General features: G+C 74.3%; 14 protein-coding genes. 9 read left to right on the top strand and 5 right to left on the bottom strand.

Annotated features, from left to right (window positions below):
- The first annotated feature begins 33 nt into the window (after positions 1-33).
- Positions 34-2,271 carry a putative bifunctional diguanylate cyclase/phosphodiesterase gene (locus AC6JBM_RS08770; protein ID WP_497983089.1) on the top strand — a complete coding sequence of 746 codons (2,238 nt, stop codon included), beginning with the start codon at positions 34-36 and terminating at the stop codon, positions 2,269-2,271.
- Between the two features lie 4 nt (positions 2,272-2,275).
- Here AC6JBM_RS08770 and AC6JBM_RS08765 read toward each other — a convergent pair whose 3' ends face one another.
- Positions 2,276-3,622, bottom strand: a complete 1,347-nt coding sequence (locus tag AC6JBM_RS08765; RefSeq protein ID WP_497983088.1) for a chitosanase — start codon at positions 3,620-3,622, stop codon at positions 2,276-2,278.
- 89 nt (positions 3,623-3,711) lie between these two features.
- Complete coding sequence (locus tag AC6JBM_RS08760; RefSeq protein WP_497983087.1) at positions 3,712-5,940, bottom strand: sensor histidine kinase; 2,229 nt, start codon at positions 5,938-5,940, stop codon at positions 3,712-3,714.
- Between the two features lie 65 nt (positions 5,941-6,005).
- On the opposite strand from AC6JBM_RS08760, the gene AC6JBM_RS08755 reads away from it, so the two are divergent.
- Both AC6JBM_RS08755 and lysS read left to right on the top strand, forming a co-directional pair.
- Positions 6,006-6,383, top strand: coding sequence for a response regulator transcription factor (locus AC6JBM_RS08755; protein WP_350622534.1), 378 nt, complete (start codon positions 6,006-6,008; stop codon positions 6,381-6,383).
- Between the two features lie 33 nt (positions 6,384-6,416).
- A complete protein-coding gene (gene lysS / locus AC6JBM_RS08750) occupies positions 6,417-8,072 on the top strand; it encodes a lysine--tRNA ligase (RefSeq protein WP_497983086.1) in 1,656 nt (551 codons plus the stop codon).
- On the opposite strand, the gene AC6JBM_RS08745 is transcribed toward lysS, so the two are convergent.
- Complete coding sequence (locus AC6JBM_RS08745) at positions 8,031-8,882, bottom strand: ornithine cyclodeaminase family protein (RefSeq protein ID WP_497983085.1); 852 nt, start codon at positions 8,880-8,882, stop codon at positions 8,031-8,033. The genes lysS and AC6JBM_RS08745 overlap by 42 nt on opposite strands.
- An 87-nt stretch (positions 8,883-8,969) precedes the next feature.
- On the opposite strand from AC6JBM_RS08745, the gene AC6JBM_RS08740 reads away from it, so the two are divergent.
- The 5 genes from AC6JBM_RS08740 to AC6JBM_RS08720 all read left to right on the top strand — a co-directional run bounded on the left by AC6JBM_RS08740 (position 8,970) and on the right by AC6JBM_RS08720 (position 12,881).
- The gene (locus tag AC6JBM_RS08740) at positions 8,970-9,869 is read left to right on the top strand and encodes a UbiA prenyltransferase family protein (protein ID WP_497983084.1); all 900 of its coding nucleotides are present in this window, start codon (positions 8,970-8,972) and stop codon (positions 9,867-9,869) included.
- Between the two features lie 90 nt (positions 9,870-9,959).
- Positions 9,960-10,133 carry a hypothetical protein gene (locus AC6JBM_RS08735; protein WP_497983083.1) on the top strand — a complete coding sequence of 58 codons (174 nt, stop codon included), beginning with the start codon at positions 9,960-9,962 and terminating at the stop codon, positions 10,131-10,133.
- 3 nt (positions 10,134-10,136) lie between these two features.
- Entirely contained in the window at positions 10,137-10,910 is a 774-nt protein-coding gene (locus tag AC6JBM_RS08730) for a tetratricopeptide repeat protein (RefSeq protein WP_497983082.1), read from the top strand.
- A gap of 67 nt (positions 10,911-10,977) precedes the next feature.
- Positions 10,978-11,598: an FKBP-type peptidyl-prolyl cis-trans isomerase gene (locus AC6JBM_RS08725; RefSeq protein ID WP_497983081.1), complete on the top strand. Its 621-nt coding sequence runs from the start codon at positions 10,978-10,980 to the stop codon at positions 11,596-11,598.
- A 167-nt stretch (positions 11,599-11,765) separates the two neighbouring features.
- On the top strand, positions 11,766-12,881 hold the full coding sequence (locus AC6JBM_RS08720) for an ankyrin repeat domain-containing protein (RefSeq protein WP_497983080.1): 1,116 nt from the start codon (positions 11,766-11,768) through the stop codon (positions 12,879-12,881).
- A gap of 139 nt (positions 12,882-13,020) precedes the next feature.
- Here the strand turns inward: AC6JBM_RS08720 and AC6JBM_RS08715 are convergent, their stop codons facing one another.
- A complete protein-coding gene (locus AC6JBM_RS08715) occupies positions 13,021-13,686 on the bottom strand; it encodes a TetR/AcrR family transcriptional regulator (RefSeq protein ID WP_497983079.1) in 666 nt (221 codons plus the stop codon).
- 57 nt (positions 13,687-13,743) lie between these two features.
- Between AC6JBM_RS08715 and AC6JBM_RS08710 the strand changes: the two genes are divergently transcribed.
- A complete protein-coding gene (locus tag AC6JBM_RS08710; RefSeq protein ID WP_497983078.1) occupies positions 13,744-14,595 on the top strand; it encodes an NAD(P)H-binding protein in 852 nt (283 codons plus the stop codon).
- A gap of 239 nt (positions 14,596-14,834) precedes the next feature.
- On the opposite strand, the gene AC6JBM_RS08705 is transcribed toward AC6JBM_RS08710, so the two are convergent.
- Complete coding sequence (locus AC6JBM_RS08705; RefSeq protein WP_497983077.1) at positions 14,835-15,980, bottom strand: trans-sulfuration enzyme family protein; 1,146 nt, start codon at positions 15,978-15,980, stop codon at positions 14,835-14,837.
- Between the last annotated feature and the right edge of the window lie 34 nt (positions 15,981-16,014).

The following is a 16,014-nucleotide window of genomic DNA, read 5'->3' as shown; positions in this document are numbered from 1 at the left end:
AGAAACGCCGCTCGCGCACCGATCGGTGTGGCCATGCCGGACAGCGCGCTCGAGCAGCACGAGATCGACTACCGGGCCCGCCAGGTCAGGCTGGGCACGTGGGTCGGCGTCGGGGTCATCCTGATCGGCGCCGTGCGCGTCCGGCTGGACTGGCACGGCGGGCCGTGGATCGTGGCCGCCATGCTCGTGGCCGCGCTGGGACAGGCGGGGCTGGCGATGCTGCCGTGGCGGCGGTACATCCAGGCCCCCTGGCTGCCCCGGGCGCTCGTCGGGTGGTGGCTGGCCAACCTGGTGCTGCTGCTGGGGTTCACCGCCTACGACACCGCCGCGCTGGCGATCTACCCGGCCGGCGTCATGCTCGTGCTGGCCTCGACGGCCGCGCTGGCCGACAAGGGCTCCGTGATCGGGCTCGGCACGCTCAGCATCGCCGGGTACCTGGCCCTGGTCATCACCCGGGACCGGCCCGTCGGGCCCACCCTGGCCGCGCTGACCGTCTCGCTCATGCTCGGCGTCACCTGGTTCTGCGCCCAGACCGCGAGCAACCGCAGCCGGATGGACCGGGCCCGGCGCCGCGCGGAGAACAAGATCGAGGCGCTGCTGGAGGCCTCGTCCGACGCGGTGCTGGCGATCCGCGGCGACGGCCGCGGGGTGACCTACGCGAGCCCGTCGGTGCGCACCGTGCTCGGCTACGACACCGCGTTCGTGACCAGCGATCTGCTCTCCGACATCACCCACCCCGACTACCTGCCCGTGTCCCAGGAGTGGTGGCAGCGGGTCATCGGCGGCGGGCCCGGCTACACCGCCCGGGCCGAGTCCCGCGTGCGCCGGGCCGACGGGGCCTGGATCTGGGTCGAGGTCATCGGCACCAACCGGACCGCCGAGGCGCCGCTCTTCGCCGCGGTCATCAGCATCCGCGACATCACCGGCCGCAAGGAGCTGGAGGAGGAGCTGACCCGGCAGGCGTTCGCCGACTCGCTGACCGGGATGCCGAACCGGGCTCTGTTCCGCGACCGGCTCGAGCACGCCATCGCCCGCAACCGGCGCGGCGGCGGCCGGATCACCCTGTTCCTGGTCGACCTCGACGACTTCAAGCTCGTCAACGACAGCCTCGGGCACACCGCCGGCGACCAGCTCATCGCTACCACCGCGCTGCGCCTGCACCAGCAGCTGCGCGCCGCCGACACCCTGGCCCGCCTCGGCGGCGACGAGTTCGCGATCCTCGTGGAGGACATCACCGAGATCGAGGCGATGGACCTCACCGAGCGGCTGCTGGCCGCGATCCGCCGGCCGCTGCGGCTGGGCAACCGCGAGGTCGTCTGCTCGGCGTCGATCGGCGTGGCGACCGCCAAGGCCGGCGACGGCGACGACGGGCCCGACCCCGGGGAGCTGCTGCGCAACGCCGATCTGGCCATGTACGCCGCCAAGGGCGCCGGCCGCGACCGCTACGCCCTGTTCGACCCGGCCATGTACGCCGGCATCATGCGCGAGGCCGAGGACCGCGCCGAGCTCGAGCGCGCCCTGGCCCACCACGAGTTCCTGGTGCACTACCAGCCGATCGTCGACCTGCCGACCAGCCGCCTCATCGGCGTCGAGGCCCTGGTGCGCTGGGAGCACCCGGCGCGCGGCCTGGTCGGCCCGAACACGTTCATCCCCCTGGCCGAGTCGACCGGGCTCATCGTGCCGCTGGGCCGCTGGGTGCTGCGTCAGGCCTGCGAGCAGCTGGCCGCCTGGTGCGAGCAGTTCCCGGCCGCGGCCGGGATCCGGGTCAACGTGAACCTCTCGGCGCGGCAGTTCCAGCACGAGGGGCTGGTCGAGGAGGTCGCCGGCATCCTGGCCGAGACCGGCGTCGACCCGCACCAGATCGTCCTGGAGATCACCGAGTCGCTGCTCATGCAGGACACCGACTCCACCATCGAGACCCTCGGCCGGCTCAAGGCGCTCGGCGTGCGCCTGGCCATCGACGACTTCGGCACCGGGTACTCGTCGCTGTCGTACCTCAAGCGGTTCCCGGTCGACATCCTCAAGATCGACCGCTCGTTCGTCGACGGCATCGACACCGAGCGCGGCGACGCCACGCTGGCCGAGGCGGTCGTGCAGCTGGGCCGGGCGCTGCAGCTGCAGACGGTCGCCGAGGGCATCGAGACCGCCGAGCAGTGGTCGACGCTGCAGGATCTCGGATGCGAGTTCGGGCAGGGGTACCTGTTCGCGCGGCCGGGCGCCGCCGACGAGATCTCCTCGATCCTCGGCGACGCCCGGGTCCCGCAGTCGTGAAACCCTAGGCGGAAATGGTGTACGGGTCCCCGTACACCTTCCACGACAGCGGCGGGTCGAGGTCGAAGTTGCGGTTGTTGAGGAACACCCGCTGCTCGGTGTCGACCCGGCTGGTGTCGCTGTGCGCCTCCTCGGTCTTCATCGCCGCGACCCGCGCGTCGAGGAAGGCGTTGAGGTAGGTCGCCTCGTCGCCGCCCTGGGCCGGGGTCTTGGCCTTGGCCATGGCGGCCTTGCGGATGCCGCCGAAGCTGACGGAGCTGTTGCCGGGGCCGTGCATGACGATCGCGTCGTAGTAGATGAACTGGCCCAGGGCCCGCAGGCCGTCGGCCTTGGCCTGGCTGACGGACGGGTTGAAGTACACCAGGTCCCGCTCGTCGTTCTGGGCCTGCTGGAACGCCGGGTCGGCCGCGGCGGTGCGCCAGTCCTTGGTGAAGTTCGGGTCCAGCCCGGCGTGCGAGGCGCTGTTGTTGACGCTGCGCAGCGCCGGCAGGTACTTCGCCAGCACGTTGCCGGGCACCCGCTGGGTGTAGAGCTCGACGAGCTCGAGCATGTCGCCGGTGCCGGAGCAGAAGCCGATGATCCCGGCGGTGTAGCCGCGCCCGTCGCCGATGTCCTCGATGTACTTGTACTGCGCCTTCCAGTCCAGCGAGGAGTTCTCCGCCGAGGACACCAGCTGCATCGCGATGTCCTTCTTGCGCGGGTCGGTCAGGTCCTTGCCCGGGGTGCCGGTGGGGCTCCTGGTGGGCGAGGCGCTGGCGGACGCGCTGCGCGACGGCGACGCCGACGGCGAGGCGGAGGCCGAGGGCCCGCCGGTGCGCGACGCCGACGGCGAGGCGGTCGGGGTGCCCTCGGTGAGGCTGCTGCCGTACACCTTGAACTCCCACAGCGAGTAGCCCCACTGGGTGCCGCGGGCCGTGCCGAAGAGCCGCACGTAACGCCCGGTGCCCGACAGGCCGGTGAGGTCGTCGGTGCCGCCGTCGCCGGTGGTGGTGCTGTAGACGGTGGTCCAGGCGTTGCCGTCGGCCGAGGTCTCGATGCGGTAGGCCTTGCCGTAGGCCGCCTCCCAGTTCAGGTTCACGTGCGTGATGCGCTTGGCCGCGCCGAGGTCGACGCGGATCCACTGCGGGTCGGAGCCTTCGGCGCTGGCCCACCGCGTGCCGGTGTTGCCGTCGAAGGCCTGGGCGGCGCCGAGCGACGAGGTCTCCACCGACGAGGACGTCGCCGGGCGGCCCTGGGAGAGCAGGGTCTCGGTGGCGGCGTCGGCGCCCTGCATGACGACGACGGTCGTCACGGTGCCGACGGTGAGCAGCGCCGCGGCGCCCAGGCCGGCCAGCCTGAGGGGGTGGTTCACGAGGTGCCTCCGGAAAAGGTCTGTCAGGCAACTTGCCTGCCAGATCTTTTGATCGGAGTGCCTCGATGTCAAGGTTCCTAAATGAGACTTCATTTCACGTTATGGTTGGCGGCCCGGACGGCGGCGGCCGGGCGCTGCAGACGCTCCCAGCCCTCGCCGGTGTCCGGCTCCCCGCCCGGGGTCCGGTGCGGCAGCAGCACGCTGAAGCGGGTACCGCCGCCGGGGTTGTCCTCCACCGCGATCGCCCCGCCGTGGCGCTCCACGATCCGCCGGCAGATGGCCAGGCCGAGGCCCGTGCCGCCGTAGTCCAGCGCGCGGGCCCGGCGGAACGACTCGAACACCCGCCCCTTCTCCTCGTCCGGGATGCCGATGCCCCGGTCGGCGACCTCGAGCCGCACGCCGTCCGGCCCCTCGGTCGCGCAGATCTCCACCCGGGGCGCGACCCCGGCCGGGGTGTACTTGACGGCGTTGCCGACGAGGTTGTCCACGACCAGCCGCAGCAGCCCGGCGTCGGCCCGCACCGCGGGCAGCGGCCCGATCCACACCGACGGCGCGGGCGGAGCGGCATCCGGTACCGCCGGCGACAGGTACGCCGCGGGGCGGGGCGCGGTCCGCTCGGCCACCACCGACTCGACCAGCGCCCGCAGGTCGATCTCGGCCACGTTGAGCGGGGCGTCGCGGGCGGTGGTGTAGGCGAGCAGGTCGTCGATGATGTCCCGCATCCGGGTCGCGCCCTGCCGGACCCGCTGCAGCGCCGCCCCGGCCGTCTCGGTGCGCGGCGGCACCCCGCCCAGCGCGTCGGCCGCGACCGCCGCGAACCCGTGCACCGCCGTGAGCGGGCTCTTGAGGTCGTGCGCGACGACCGCCGCGAACTGGGCGAGCTCGGTCTCGTAGCGCCGCAGCGCCGTGATGTCGTGCAGCACCGCGACCGCCCCGCCCGGGCCCCCGCCGGAGCGGTCGAGGGGCCGGGCGCTGACGCTCACCAGGATGCCGTCGGGGTGGGTCGCGTTGCGGATGACCATCTCCACCCCGTCGACCGGGATGCCGCCCAGCGCCCGGACCATGGGCAGCTCGGCCGCCGGGAACGGGGTGACCCGGTCGGGCCGGAAGGCGCCGTAGTGCGCGGGCCAGTCCTCGAGGTGCTCGGCGTCGTCGGCGGTGCCGAGCAGCGCCCGGGCCGCCGGGTTGTGCAGCAGCACCCGGCCGTCCTCGCCGACGACGGTCACCCCCTCGCCGACGCTGGTGAGGATCGCCTGCTGCAGGGCGGCCTGGCCGCGGGCCTCCCGCCCGGCCGCGCGCAGGTCCCGGGTCGCCGCCCGCACCAGCCCGAGCGCCTTGGCCCGCCGCGAGCCCAGCACGTGCACGAGCGCGGCGATGAGGACACTGAGCAGCACCCCGGAGGCCGCCGCGACGAGGGGGCGGTCGGTGAAGGCGCCCGGCAGCTCGTGCGGGTCCGCGGCCACCTCCAGGCGCCACCGCCGCTGGGCGATGTCGAGGTCCCGGGTCCGCTCCAGCGCGTCGGACGGGGGCGCGGTCGGGTGCACGGTCGCGATCGGCAGCAGCCCGCCGCCCTCCTGCGCGGCCGAGAGGGTCGCGGTGACCCGCGGGTGCAGGACCGAGCCGATCGCGCCGCCGAAGAAGTCCGGCCCGCGCAGGCCGAGCAGCACGAAGCCGCGCAGCCGCCCGTCCACCGCGAGCACCGGGGTGGCCAGGTTCAGCGTGCGGCGGCGCTGGGCCGGCGGCAGCGCGGTGTCGCGGGCGTCGACGGCGGCGGTGGACACCGCGGCCCCGCCGAGACTGCGGGCCTCGCCCAGGACGTCGGCGACCTCCGGTACCGTCGCGAAATCCGCGCCACCGGCGGCCGGCGCGCGCCCGTCGAGCTGGCGGCCGTAGACGGCGAAGTAGTGCCGGTCGGTGCCGGGGTCGGGCTGCAGGGTCAGGCCCGCCGCCCCGGTCGCCCGCCAGGCGTCCTGCACCGCGCGCACCTCGGCGGTGGCCGCGGGCACCACGAAGACCACGGCGGTCGCCCCGGCCAGGTTCTCCCCCGGCACCCGCACGGTGGCCCGGTCGAAGGCGGCCGGGGTCAGCGCGTCGTGCGAGCCCAGGGCGGCCGCGATCGTGTCGATCGTGTCGAGGTAGCGCTGCACCTCCCCGCCGACCGCCGCCTGCGCGAGGTCGACCTGCCGGTCCATCGCCTGGGCGGCCGAGCGGCCTTCCTTCTGCGCGAGGGCGACGCTCACCCCCGCGGTCGCGAGCAGCCCGAGCAGCAGCACGACCGCGGCCAGCCCGAGCGGCACGTACCGTCGCCCCGAATGCACCTCTCCACCATATTTGACCGAATTTATCCGTATACTGGGGTCAGCGCGATTCGGGGAGGAAAGTCATGTCGACGGTCCTGGTTGCCGAGGACGATCTGGCCATCCGCGATCTGCTCACCTTCCTGCTCGACACCTCCGGCCACCACGTGCTGGCCTGCGCCGACGGCGGCAGCGCGCTGGACACGGCCCGGCGCGAGCACCCGGACCTGGCCATCCTCGACGTGAGCATGCCCGGCATCAACGGCATCGAGGTCTGCCGGGCGCTGCGCGAGCGGGCCGACACCGAGCTCATGCCGGTGCTCATGCTCACCTCGCACGGGCAGTGGCTGGACGTGAGCACCGGCTTCGACGCCGGCGCCGACGACTATCTCGTGAAGCCGTTCGAGCCCAGCGAGCTGATGTCCCGGATCGAAACGCTGCTCGAGCAGTCGGGGGTCGACTAAAATTCGCTCGACCGGGTCGGGCAAGATGGTCGGGTGACGCACAGTATCGCTGACGACTGGGTTGCCCGCTTCGCCGACGAGGTCATCGAGGCCGCGAAGGACCGCGCGCCCGGCAAGCCCATCGTCTGCGCGTCCGGCCTGAGCCCCTCCGGCCCGATCCACCTCGGCAACCTGCGCGAGGTGATGACCCCGCACCTGGTCGCCGACGAGATCCGGCGCCGGGGCCACGACGTGGTGCACATCCTGTCGTGGGACGACTACGACCGCTTCCGCAAGGTGCCGGCCGGCATCGAGGGCGTCGACGAGTCGTGGAGCGAGCACATCGGCCGCCCGCTGACCGCCGTCCCCGCGCCGCCCGGCAGCCCCTACGCCAGCTGGGGCGAGCACTTCAAGGCGGCGATGGCGGCCTCGCTGGAGCAGCTCGGGGTGCAGTACCGCGGGATCAGCCAGACGGAGATGTACCGCTCGGGGGCGTATGTCGAGCAGATCCTGCTCGCGATGCGCGAACGGCAGCACATCGACGCGGTGCTCGGCAAGTACCGCACGAAGATCGCCCCCGAGGAGAACGACGAGGACGGCGAGGGCGCGACCGGCTACTACCCGTATCGGCCCTACTGCTCGGTCTGCAACCGCGACACCACCACCGTCACCGCCTACGACGACGAGACCACCGAGCTGACCTACACCTGCTCCTATGGCCACGGCGCCACGATCCTGCTGGGCGAGCACCACAACGGCAAGCTGGTGTGGAAGGTCGACTGGCCGATGCGCTGGGCCTACGAGGGCGTGCACTTCGAGCCGTCGGGGGTCGACCACACCTCCCCCGGCTCGTCGTACGTCGTCGGCACCCAGCTCGTCGCCGAGATCTTCGGCGCCAAGGCCCCGATCGGCCCGATGTACGCCTTCGTCGCCATCGCCGGGCAGGCCAAGATGAGCAGCTCCCGGGGCGGGGTGCCGACCCCGGCCGACGCGCTGCAGATCATGGAGGCGCCGCTGCTGCGCTGGCTCTACAGCCGCCGCCGCCCCAACCAGGCGTTCAAGGTCGCGTTCGACGACGAGATCCAGCGCATCTACGACGAGTGGGACACGCTCGGGCGCAAGGTCGGCGAGGGCACCGCGGCGCCGGCCGACGCCGCCGCCTACCACCGCGCGGTCGGCACCGCCGCCGGGCCGCTGCCGGTGACGCCGCGCCCGCTCGCCTTCCGCATGCTCGCCTCGGTCGCCGACATCACCGTCGGCGACCCGGCCCAGATGCTGCGGATCCTCACCGACGTCGACCCCGCGAACCCGATCGTCACGCTCGATGACGCCCGGCCGCGGCTGGACTGCGCGGTGCGCTGGGTCACCAGCTACGTGGCCGACGAGCAGCGCACCCACGTGCGCGCCGAGCCCGACGCCGAGCTGCTCGCGTCCCTCGACGACGAGCAGCGCGCCGCGCTCGCCCTGCTGGCCGAGCGCCTCGAGGACCAGTGGTCGCTCGAGGGGCTGACCAGCCTGGTGTACGGCGTGCCGAAGATCCGCCTCGGCCTGCCCCTGGACACCAAGCCGACCCCGGAGCTCAAGGTCGCCCAGCGGGAGTTCTTCTCCTTGCTGTACCGCCTGCTGGTCTCCCGCGAGTCGGGCCCGCGGCTGCCCACGCTGCTGCTGTCACTCGGCGCGCAGCGGGTCCGCACCCTGGTCGGCGCGTAGCACGGCCTCGGCCACGACGAGGTCCTGCCACGCCATTCCGGAGCCCTTGAAGAGGACTCGCCTCGCGGTGGCGACCGTGCCGATCCGGTGCAGGTCGTGCGGGGCGAGTCCGGCCAGGATGACGTCGCCGCACTCCCGCAGTGCGGTGGCGACGTCCTCGACGATGACGGTGGCGCTGCGGCACAGGGCCGTGTCGACCTCGCGCGCGTCGGGCTCGTGCGAGCCGATCGCGATCACCACCACGTCGTCGCGCAGGAGCGCGGAGTCGAACAGCGGCTCGCGGGCGGTCGTCGCGCACACGACCACGTCGGCGGTGCGGATCGACGCCGGCACCCCGGTCCCGCGCCGCACGATGTCCACATGGGACAGCTCGGCCACGGCGGCGAGGGTGTCGCGGTGGCCGAGGCCCTGCGGCCCGGCGCCGAAGACGACGACGCCGAGCGTGTCCTTGAGAAACGGCCGGACCGCGGCGACCGACACCGCCGGCGTGCGCAGGGTCGTCAGGGCCGCGCCGTCGAACAGGGCCGCGGGGCGCAGCGTCTCGCCGTCGAAGAGGACGTACACCGCGTTGACCCGCGGCAGCCCCCGCCCCGGGTTGCCGGGCGCGACGGTGGCCAGCTTCACGCCCGCGTGCGTCGCCGACGCGGCCGGCATGAGCAGCAGCTCCCCCGCGGGCAGCGGCACCGAGGAGCGGGGCACCCCGGCCGACGGGTCGAGGCCGTCGCGCAGGGCCGCCTCGATGGCCGCGACGGCGGCGGCGGGCGGCAGGAGCCGGGCGATGGCGGCCGCGTCGTAGTACGGGATCGTCATCGCAGCACGAATCCGGGCGTCATCCCGCGTGACACTTTGGCGAACGTCACAGCATCACCACAGTCCACATGGAGGATCGTAGTAGCCATGACGGGGGTCATGGATCGTCCCGCGGTGCTGCTCGTCGCCGTGTCCCGGCCGTGGTTCTGGCCGGTGTCGTGGGTGCCCGCCTACCTGGGCACGGTGCTCGCGTCGCACGCCTGGGTGCCCGCCCGCGCCGACCTGCCCCGGGCCCTGCTCGCGCTGCTGGTGCTCGGCCCGCTCATCTGGTTCGCGGTGCTGGCCCAGAACGACCTGCACGATCTGCCCAGCGACCGCGTCAACCCGCGCAAGGCCGGCGCGCCCCTGGTCACCGGGCGGCTCTCGGCGCGGCGGCTGCGGCGGTGGTACGTCCTGATCGCGGTCGCCAGCCTCGTGACCGCATGGTTCGTCGGGCCGCTGTTCGTGCTCGGCGTGGCCGGGGTGCTCGCGCTCGGGTGGGCGTACAGCGTGCCGCCCCTGCGCCTCAAGACCCGCCCGGGCTGGGACGTCGCGGTGAACGCGCTGGTCGTCGGCGTGGTGTCCCCGGCCGCGGGCTGGTCCGTCACCCGCCCGCCGTGGCAGTTCCCGTGGCAGTTCGCGCTGATCGGCCTGCTCTTCGCCGCGGCGCTCTACATCCCGACCACGGTGACAGACCTGGCCGCCGACGCGAGCGCCGGCTACACGACGTTCGCCGTGCGCTTCGGCCGCGGCGTGGTCTTCGCGGTCGGCCTCGCGCTGTGGGCCGCGGCCCTGGCCTTCTCGCTGGTGTGCGCGGCGCTGGACGCGCTGGTCCCGCGCACGACGCTGGTGCCGCAGTTGCTGATGGCGCCCGTGCTCGTGGCCGCCTACGCCGCCCTGACCCGGCGCCCGTCGATCTTCCGCCTGGCGCTGCTGTCGCTGCTGTTCGGGGTGCCGACGGCGGGATTCGCCCTGGCGTACATCGGCTCGGCCCCGCCCCCCGGCTGATGGACCGGCCCCCGGCTGACGGAACGGCATGGAACGCCGTCTTGGTGCACGGCCTTACTCGGAGGTCGTGGACAGATCGGAGGGACGCCGATGCGCCAGCAGGGTCAGCGGTTCTGGGAGTGGGTGATCTCGCCCAACGACAACGAGGTCGTCGTCGAGCAGCCCGTCGAGCAGCCCGCCGCGCCGGGCAACGGGTCGTGGGACGACCTGGTCTGGGACTGGCGGATCTCGCCGAACCACAACGAGACCGTCGTCGAGGAGTAGCCGATGCGCGCCGGCGTACGGCGGATGCTCGTGCTCGCCGTGCGCCGGCGTGACCGCGGGGACTACCGAGCCGCCGAACGGCTGCTGCGGCTCGCCCTCGCGCACGCGGAGCGCCGGCACGGGCGGCACGGCCTGCCCGCCGTCGACATCCGCGGCGAGCTCGGGGTGCTGCACAAGCTCGCCGGGCGGCCGGGCGAGGCGAAGACCTGGTATCGGCGGGCGCTGCGCGGGCTGCGCGCACGGCGGCGGCCCGACCTCGACCGGTTCGCCACGTTGCTGCACAACCTCGGCGGGGTCGCGCACGCGCAGGGGCGGCACGCGACCGGGGAGCCGGCCGCGCGGCGGGCGGTCGGGATCCGGGCCGCGCTGCACGGGGCCGACCACCCGGCCACGGCCGCCGACCGGGCCGCCTGGGCGGCGCTGCTCGACGGGTGCGGGCGCACCGAGGAGGCGGCGGCGCAGCTCGAACGCGCGCTGCGGGCGACGCGCGATCCCGTCGAGGTCGCCTTCGTCACGCACAATCTCGCCGCCGTCCGGCACCGGCTCGGCGACCTCGGCGCGGCCGCCGCCGGCTACGAGCGGGCGCTGCGGCTCAAGGAACGGCTGCTCGGGCCGGACCATCCGCAGCTGGCCGCGACCCTCGTCGGGCTCGGCGGGTCCCGGAGGCGGCCCGAGTACTACGAGCGGGCCATCGCCGTGCTGGAGCCGGTCGTGGACCCGCGCCACCCGACGCTGGCCGCCGCCCGGCGCGGGCTGCGGGCACTGCGGGAGCCGTGAGCGCCGGGGCGTCACCGTGGCCGTCCCCTCACGGAGGGTCTCGGCCGCGGTGCCGTACGGTGTTGCGGTGACCGAGCGAACGGATCTGCTGTCCAAGGCCGAGAAGCGCGCCGCTGTCAAGGCCGCCAAGGCCCGTGCCGCGCGCGCCGCCCAGCGCCGGCGGGTGCTGTCCACCGTGGGCGCCGCGGTGGCCGTCTTCGCCGTGATCGCCGCCCTGGTGATCCTGGTGGTCCGCTACGGCGGCTCCTCGGACCCGGTGGCGAGCCCGTCCGCCGCCGCGACCGAGGCCCCGTTCCCGCCGGTCCCCGAGGGCGCCGACCCGGCCCTGTCGAAGAAGCCGGACGTGAAGGCCGGCGGCGGCACGCTGACCAGCCTCGTGAAGACGACGGTCATCGAGGGCACGGGCCCGGCCGCCGCGGCGGGCCAGTCGGTCACCGTGAACTACGTCGGCGTGACCTACGCCGACGGCAAGGAGTTCGACGCCTCCTGGAACCGCAAGCAGGCGTTCACGTTCAGCCTCGGCGGCGGCCAGGTCATCAAGGGCTGGGACCAGGGCCTCGCCGGCATCAAGGTCGGCTCGCGGGTCCAGCTGGACATCCCGCCGGCCCTGGCCTACGGCGAGAACCCCACCGGCGGCCAGCCGGCGGGCGCGCTGCGCTTCGTCGTGGACGTCCTCGCCGCCCAGTAGCGTTCGGCACCACCGCCCAGTAGCGTTCGGCACCACCGCGGTCAGCCGCTCGGCCCGCGCCGTTCGCCGGGGCTTAGGCTCGGGCCATGGAGCCGTTGCGTGACGCCGAGTCCCGGGCCGCGAGGGAGGCCGGGATCGCCGTCTTCGCCGGGGCTTAGGCTCGGGCCATGGAGCCGTTGCGTGACGCCGAGTCCCGGGCCGCGCGGGAGGCCGGGATCGCCGTCTTCGCCGGGCGGGTCATCCTCGACGCGCGGCCGCCCATCGGCGACGACGAGCTCGCGGCCGTGCGGGACCGGTGCGCCGGGCCGGTGCCGGAGGGCCTGGTCGCGCTGTGGCGGGTGTCGTTCGGCGGGTGGCTCGACTACGACCTGCGGGTCGAGCTCGGCGGCGTGGACGTGCCGTTCTCGTGCAACGAGCTGTTCCGCCCGGGCGACGGGTACCGCGACCTGTGGGGCTGGATCGACCACGAGGCCGAGATCGGCGAGGTCGAGCGGCTGACCCACCTGCCGTTCGGCGGTTTCGAGTACCTGGACCGCGTCTACGTCACCACCGCCGGCCCGGATCGCGGCAGCGTCGTGGCGTGGCAGCAGGGCCTGCCGCCCGCATGGCAGATCCGCCCCGGCGACCGGGCGGGCCGCGTCGCGGACGACGTCCACGGCCTGTTCGCGCGGCTGGCGCTGGAGACCGACCCGTGGGCGGACGGCGACAGCGGCGAGCGCCTCCGCGACGCCGTCGACGAGCTCGGCGGCGGCCTCGGCGACAAGCTCCGCGCGATCGTCCGCGGCGCGGTGCTCGACTGGCGCTCCGCGGTCGAGCGCGGCACCGTGCACGCGGACGCGCGGCTGCGCCGGCTGGCCCTCCAGCACGCCGCGGCCGGGGACGACCTCGCGCTCCTGGACCGGCTGGCCGGCCTGGGCTGCGACCTGTCCGAGGACGTCGGCTCCGGCCTGACCCCGCTCGACGTGGCCGTGCAGCACGGCCACGAGCGCACGGCCCGGTGGCTGCTGGCCCGCGACGCCCCGGCGACGAACGCGCTGCGGTTCGGCGCGGCCGCGGTGAGCCTGGACCTGGCGCGGGACCTGCTCGCCCGGGGCGCGGTCACGAGCCTCGACACCGTGGCCGCGGCCGTGCGCAACGACGACTTCGCGGTCCTCGAGCTGCTCGCCGCGACCATCGGGGACAAGGCGGCCCTGGCCAAGCGGCTCAAGGACCTGGCCCAGTGGTCCCGGGCCGACGACACCCGGCTCGCGGCCTTGCGCCGGCTCGCCCGCGAGCAGCACTAGCCCGCCGGCAGCATCGGCCCGGCGGCAGCATCGGCGCAGCACCAGCATCGGCGCGGCAGCAGCATCCGCGCGGCAGCAGCATCCGCGCGGCAGCATCCGCGCGGTAGCAGCATCCGCGCGCGGCGGCCGCGGTCGGCACCTAGCGGCTCAGCCACTCCGTCAGCAGGGACCGTTCGCCGGGCGTCAGCGTGGGCAGGGTCGGGGCCACGGCGCGGAAGGCCACCGCGAGGGCCATGGCGTCGTCGCGCGGCACCGGTGCGGCGTCGTGCAGGATCGTGCGGAGCACCGACTCGAGCATCTCGTCCGCCAGCGACGGGTCGCGGTCCTCGGGGGGCGTGGCGAGCAGCGTGAGCACCACGCCGGTGCCCGCGGCGTGGATCAGCTCCACGGCCCGCGTCTCCGGCACCCGCAGCCGGCCCGCGGCGGCGACCCGGTGCACGCGGGCGCGCAGGACGGCCGCGCCCGCCTCCGCCGCCGGGGACGGGTGGGTGCGGGCCGGGTCGCTGAGCAGCGCGAAGAGGGCGCCGTTGGCCAGGCCGAAGCCGATGTGGGTGTGCCAGCCGGCGCGCAGGTCGGCGACCGGGTCGAGGTCGCCCGCGGCCTGGGCCTTGCCGGCGACGTAGGTGGCGAAGACGTGCTCGGCGACCGCGTCGAGCAGCGCGTCCTTGTCCTCGAAGAAGCGGTAGATGGTCGGGGCCTGCATCCCGGCCGCCTGGGCGACCGCGCGGATGGTCACCGCGGCCGCGCCCCGCTCGTGCAGCAGCCGCGCGGCGACCTCCACGATGCCCTGCCGCCGCGAATCCATGTAACGACGATAACACGGGCTTGCTAACAACGTTATTAACGGCGTTATGCTGGAACCATGAACAATGATCTGATCATCGTCACGGGGGCCACCGGCGCGCTCGGGAGCCAGGTCGTGCGGCACCTGCTGCGCCGGGTGCCGGCCGAGCGGATCGCGGTGAGCGTGCGCGACCCACGGAAGGTGGCGCTCGACGGCGTCGAGGTGCGGCAGGGCGACTTCACCGCGCCGGAGACGCTGGACTTCACGGGCGCCGGGCAGGTGCTCATCGTCTCCTCGAACACGCTCGGCGCGGCCGCCCTGACCCAGCACCGGGCCGCGGTCGACGCCGCGCACGCCGCCGGGGCCGGGCGCATCCTCTACACCAGCCACCAGGGCGCCGCCGCGGACTCCCGGTTCGCGCCGATGCCCGACCACGCGGCGACCGAGGCGCATCTCGCCTCGACCGGCACGCCGTGGACGTCGCTGCGCAACGGGTTCTACACGAGCACGATCGGGCGGCTGCTCGGCGGCGCGCTGGAGACCGGCGAGCTCGTCGCGCCGGCCGACGGGCCGGTGTCGTGGACGGCGCACGCCGATCTCGCCGAGGCGACGGCCGCCATCCTGACCGGCGCGGTCTTCGAGGGCCCGACTCCCCCGCTCACCGCGCCGGTCGCGCTCGACCTCGAGGCCGTCGCCGCGCTCGTCACCGACCTCACGGGCCGCACGGTGCGCCGCGTGGTCGCCGACGACGAGGAGTGGGCCGCGGGCCTGGTCGCCCATGGCGTACCGCCGGAGCAGTCCCGCCTGCTCCTGGGCATGTTCGAGGCGTCCCGCCGGGGCGAGTTCGCCGCGACCGGGCCGGCGCTGGAGGAGCTGATCGGGCGCCCGGCCACCCCGGTGCGCGACTACCTCGCCACGATCCTCGGCTGACGCCGCACCGCGTCGCACAGCGCCCGGCGCCGCCCGGTTCGCGGCGCCGGCCCACACAGAAGGCGCCCGCCCACACAGAAGGCGCCCGCCCACACAGAAGGCGCCCGCCCACACAGAAGGCGCCCGCCCACACAGAAGGCGCCCGCCCACACAGAAGGCGCCCGCCGCCCCCTCGGCGGCAAGCGCTTCCGCGGGCAGCGGTGGAGCCGCGCACAAGACGCCCGCCGGCCGTGCTCGGATCAGAGCGCGTCGAGGGCCTGGGTGAGGTCGGCGATGATGTCCTGCGGCTCCTCCAGGCCGACCGACAGCCGCAGCAGCGCCGGATCGATCCCGCCCGCGGTGCCGCCGTGCGTGAACAGCAGGCTCACCGGGTGCGTGATCAGCGTCTCGGTGCCGCCGAGGCTCACCGCGTTGAGCGCCAGCCGGGTTCCCTGCAGAACACGCTGCGCGACCTCGGCCGAGGCGACCGTGAACGACAGCATGCCGCCGAACCCGCTCATCTGCCGCCGCGCGAGCGCGTGCTGCGGGTGGCTGGGCAGGCCCGGGTAGTGCACGGCGGCCACGGCCGGGTGGGCGGCCAGGGCCTCGGCGACCGCCTGCCCGTTGGCGTTGTGCCGGGCCATCCGCAGCGGGAACGTGCGCAGGCCGCGCGCGAGCAGCCAGGCCTCGAACGGGTGGCAGGTCGGGCCGAGCACGCGCGCGGTCTCCCAGGCGCGCTCGATGAGCCCGGCCCGGCCCGTGAGCACGCCGGCGGTGACGTCGCTGTGGCCGTTGAGGTACTTCGTCGCCGACTGCACCACGAGGTCCACGCCGAGGTCGAGGGGGCGGGTATTGTACGGCGAGGAGAACGTGTTGTCGACCACGAACAGCGCGCCCGGCGCCGCGGCCCGCACCGCGGCCAGGTCCGTCAGCACCATCGCCGGGTTGCTCGGGGTCTCGGCATAGACGATGTCCGTGTGCTCGTCGACGGCGCTCGGCAGGTTCTCCTGCTGCACCAGTGAGACGTGAGCGCCGAACGAGGGCAGCACGTCGCGCAGCAGCGTCAACGCCGCCGTGTAGTGGTTGGTCTGGGCGACGACCCGGGTGCCGGCCCGCACGTTCGACAGCAGCGCGGCGCTGACCGCGGCCATCCCGCTGCCCAGCAGCAGCGCCCGCTCGGCGCCGTCGAGGTCGGCGAGCATGGCCTCGGCCTCGGCGGCGTTCGGGGAGCCGTAGCGCGTGTAGTACCCGACCGGCGCCACCGCCTCCGCGATCTGCGCGGCCTCGGGGCCGCGGGGTAGCTCATAGGTGCTCGTCTGATAGACCGGTGTCGTCACCGGGGTGCCGCCCGGCCGCTCGGGAACGTCCGGGTGCAGCAGGCGGGTCATGCTCGGGCGGATCTCCATGGGCCCAGTATCGCCGCTTCCGAGATGCCCGATT

This window comes from Dactylosporangium thailandense, from assembly GCF_059739745.1.
The sequence above is the reverse complement of the archived record's forward strand: the minus strand, read 5'-3'. Positions and strand labels throughout refer to the sequence as shown.

What these genes read in the sequence shown, in the direction of transcription:
- AC6JBM_RS08770 (WP_497983089.1), top strand. Translation starts at nt 34, where the DNA reads ATGCCGGACAGCGCGCTCGAGCAGCACGAGATCGACTACCGGGCCCGC.
- AC6JBM_RS08755 (WP_350622534.1), top strand. Translation starts at nt 6,006, where the DNA reads ATGTCGACGGTCCTGGTTGCCGAGGACGATCTGGCCATCCGCGATCTG.
- AC6JBM_RS08745 (WP_497983085.1), bottom strand. Translation starts at nt 8,882, where the DNA reads ATGACGATCCCGTACTACGACGCGGCCGCCATCGCCCGGCTCCTGCCG.
- AC6JBM_RS08740 (WP_497983084.1), top strand. Translation starts at nt 8,970, where the DNA reads ATGACGGGGGTCATGGATCGTCCCGCGGTGCTGCTCGTCGCCGTGTCC.
- AC6JBM_RS08735 (WP_497983083.1), top strand. Translation starts at nt 9,960, where the DNA reads ATGCGCCAGCAGGGTCAGCGGTTCTGGGAGTGGGTGATCTCGCCCAAC.
- AC6JBM_RS08730 (WP_497983082.1), top strand. Translation starts at nt 10,137, where the DNA reads ATGCGCGCCGGCGTACGGCGGATGCTCGTGCTCGCCGTGCGCCGGCGT.
- AC6JBM_RS08720 (WP_497983080.1), top strand. Translation starts at nt 11,766, where the DNA reads ATGGAGCCGTTGCGTGACGCCGAGTCCCGGGCCGCGCGGGAGGCCGGG.
- AC6JBM_RS08715 (WP_497983079.1), bottom strand. Translation starts at nt 13,686, where the DNA reads ATGGATTCGCGGCGGCAGGGCATCGTGGAGGTCGCCGCGCGGCTGCTG.
- AC6JBM_RS08710 (WP_497983078.1), top strand. Translation starts at nt 13,744, where the DNA reads ATGAACAATGATCTGATCATCGTCACGGGGGCCACCGGCGCGCTCGGG.
- AC6JBM_RS08705 (WP_497983077.1), bottom strand. Translation starts at nt 15,980, where the DNA reads ATGGAGATCCGCCCGAGCATGACCCGCCTGCTGCACCCGGACGTTCCC.